The sequence below is a fragment of the Microbacterium umsixpiens genome, from assembly GCF_053543675.1.
Genome location: NZ_JBLVOH010000100.1, coordinates 29187 through 31758, shown reverse-complemented (window position 1 = coordinate 31758; position 2572 = coordinate 29187). Strand labels below are relative to the sequence as shown.

Below are 2572 nucleotides of genomic sequence, written 5' to 3'. Positions count from 1 at the left end.
CCGGGGGCCCTGGTCACGCGACAGGATCTGCTGAAGGAGATCTGGGGCAGCGAGCAGGTGTCCGACTCGGGCTACCTGCGCCTGTACATGTCGCAGCTGCGCAAGAAGCTCGAGCAGGAGCCGGCCGCGCCGGTGCACCTGCTCACCGAGGCGGGGATGGGCTACCGGCTCGTGCTCTGAGCCGAGCGCGCACGGCGTCGCAGCACCGCGACGACCCCGGCGACGACGAGCAGCACGGCCACGATGATCGCGGCGACTGCTGTCGGGGTGCTCTCGGGCTCCCCGGTGAGACGGCCGACCGCGAGCCAGGCCAGACCCCAGGCCGTCGCGAGTGCGGGGGCGATGCGACCGGTCGCCCACGCGGCAGCGGCACCGATCACGAGCACGACCACCAGCACGGCGATCGCCCAGGCATCCGCCGCCTGCGCCCAGCTCTCGGGCGCGATCTGCGTGAGCCAGGCCGCGGTGTTCGCGACCGTCGCGATCGTCACCCAGCCGAAGTGCAGGCCGTTCGCGCCGTCGGTCAGGATGCGGTCGGCGAGGTTTCGCGCCGGGAAGCGCCCCAGTACGACGACCACCCGCGCGAGCACGGCCAGCAGCAGGGCGATCACGACGACCGTGAGCCACAGCGTCAGATACCGCGCGGTGACCAGCCAGAGCCCGTTCAGCACCATCGAGGCGGCGATCCATCCGCCCACGGCCTGCTGGCGAGCATCCTGTCGCTGTGCCGGAAGCGCCTGCCACACCGTGTACGCGATGAGCCCGATGTAGATGAGGGACCAGATCGAGAATGCAGGGCCGGCGGGGGCGAGATACGAGCCCTGTGCCGAGAGCGCGCCGTCCTGCAGGTCGTCGACGGATGCTCCGCCGAACGCTCCTGCGCCGATGGCGGCCGCAATCAGCATGAACGATGCCGCCGCGATGATCAGGCTCTGCCGGCCGATGCCCTTCGTACGTGAGTCCATGGTCGTGACCATACGGCGTGGAGCGGCCGGTGCGCATCGGGGTTGACACCCGGCCGCAGTTTCGCTAACCAGGTTAGGAAAACCCTCAGGCCCGGGCGAAGGCCGCGTCGATCAGGACCTCCGCGGCGCCGCGCGCCTGCACGGCCACGGAGGGGTCCTTCGAGATCGCGGCCGTGCTCTGCGCCCCCTCGGCGAGGATCGACAGCTGTGCGGCGAGCGCTGCGGGGGCACCCGTGTCGGCGACCAGGCCCGCCATGTACTCCTGGAACGACGCCTTGTGTGCGCGCACGATCTCCGCGACCTCGGGGTTCGTCCCGCCGAGCTCGCCGAACGCGTTGATGAAGGCGCAGCCGCGGAAGTCGTCGGCGCAGAACCAGTTCTCGAGGTATCCGTAGACCGCGAGCAGGCGGGTGCGCGGATCATCACCGGCATCCGTCACGGCCGCGGAGAGCCCGGACTCCCACTGGGCGTGCTTGCGGGCGAGGACAGCGGTGACGATGTCGGTCTTCGCGGGGAACAGCGCGTAGAGGCGACGCAGCGACACGCCGGCGGCCGACCGCAGCTCGTCCATGCCGACGGCCGCGTACCCCTTGCGGTAGTAGAGCTCCTCCGCGGCGGACAGGATGCGCTCTCGGGCCTCGTCTTCGGTCATGTCCAGAAGTCTACTTGACACGAGAACGAACGTTCTCTAGATTGAACACATCGAGCGAGAACGATCGTTCTCACCGCAACCGAAAGGACCAGGATCATGGGCTACATCACCGTCGGAAACGAGAACAGCACTCCGATCGAGCTCTACTACGAAGACCAGGGTTCGGGTCAGCCCGTCGTCCTGATCCACGGCTACCCGCTCGACGGCCACAGCTGGGAGCGTCAGACCCGCGAGCTCCTCGCCCAGGGCTACCGCGTCATCACCTACGACCGCCGCGGCTTCGGCGGATCTTCCAAGGTCAACGCCGGCTACGACTACGACACGTTCGCCGCCGACCTGAACACCGTGCTCGAGACCCTCGACCTGCGCGACGTCGTGCTCGTCGGCTTCTCGATGGGCACCGGAGAGCTCGCCCGCTACGTGGCGAAGTACGGCCACGACCGCGTCGCGAAGCTCGCCTTCCTCGCCTCGCTCGAGCCCTTCCTGGTGCAGCGCGACGACAACCCCGAGGGCGTGCCGCAGGAGGTCTTCGACGGCATCGAGGCCGCGGCGAAGGGCGACCGCTTCGCGTGGTTCACCGACTTCTACCAGAACTTCTACAACCTCGACGAGAACCTCGGCTCGCGCATCAGCGAGCAGGCCGTCACCGGCAGCTGGAACGTCGCGATCGGCAGCGCGCCCGTCGCCGCCTACGCGGTCGTCTCGGCCTGGATCGAGGACTTCCGCGGAGACGTCGAGGCTGTCCGTGCCGCGGCCAAGCCCACCCTGATCCTGCACGGCACGAAGGACAACATCCTCCCGATCGACGCGACCGCCCGCCGCTTCCACCAGGCGGTGCCGGATGCCGACTACGTCGAGGTCGAGGGCGCCCCGCACGGCCTGCTCTGGACGCACGCCGACGAGGTCAACGCGGCACTGAAGGACTTCCTCGCCAAGTAACCCCACTGCAGCCTCG

At 69.0% G+C, this 2572-nt stretch carries 4 protein-coding genes; 2 read left to right on the top strand and 2 right to left on the bottom strand.

Annotated elements, in window-relative coordinates:
• Nucleotides 1-180: winged helix-turn-helix domain-containing protein (locus tag ACNPM4_RS10325; protein WP_448985604.1), on the top strand; the 180-nt coding region annotated here is incomplete at its 5' end.
• Here ACNPM4_RS10325 and ACNPM4_RS10320 read toward each other — a convergent pair.
• Both ACNPM4_RS10320 and ACNPM4_RS10315 read right to left on the bottom strand, forming a co-directional pair.
• Nucleotides 162-965 (bottom strand): tryptophan-rich sensory protein, encoded by an 804-nt coding sequence (locus ACNPM4_RS10320; protein WP_448985602.1) that lies wholly within the window; start codon nt 963-965, stop codon nt 162-164. The two genes, ACNPM4_RS10325 and ACNPM4_RS10320, sit on opposite strands and share 19 nt — an antisense overlap.
• An 85-nt stretch (nt 966-1050) precedes the next feature.
• Nucleotides 1051-1617: a TetR/AcrR family transcriptional regulator gene (locus ACNPM4_RS10315; RefSeq protein ID WP_448985601.1), complete on the bottom strand. Its 567-nt coding sequence runs from the start codon at nt 1615-1617 to the stop codon at nt 1051-1053.
• Nucleotides 1618-1713: 96 nt separating this feature from the next.
• Here ACNPM4_RS10315 and ACNPM4_RS10310 point away from each other — a divergent pair, with 96 nt between their 5' ends.
• Nucleotides 1714-2556: an alpha/beta fold hydrolase gene (locus tag ACNPM4_RS10310; RefSeq protein ID WP_262002922.1), complete on the top strand. Its 843-nt coding sequence runs from the start codon at nt 1714-1716 to the stop codon at nt 2554-2556.
• Nucleotides 2557-2572 lie beyond the last annotated feature (16 nt).

Coding starts and splice junctions, on each gene's coding strand:
- ACNPM4_RS10320 (WP_448985602.1), bottom strand. CDS start 965: ATGGACTCACGTACGAAGGGCATCGGCCGGCAGAGCCTGATCATCGCG.
- ACNPM4_RS10315 (WP_448985601.1), bottom strand. CDS start 1,617: ATGACCGAAGACGAGGCCCGAGAGCGCATCCTGTCCGCCGCGGAGGAG.
- ACNPM4_RS10310 (WP_262002922.1), top strand. CDS start 1,714: ATGGGCTACATCACCGTCGGAAACGAGAACAGCACTCCGATCGAGCTC.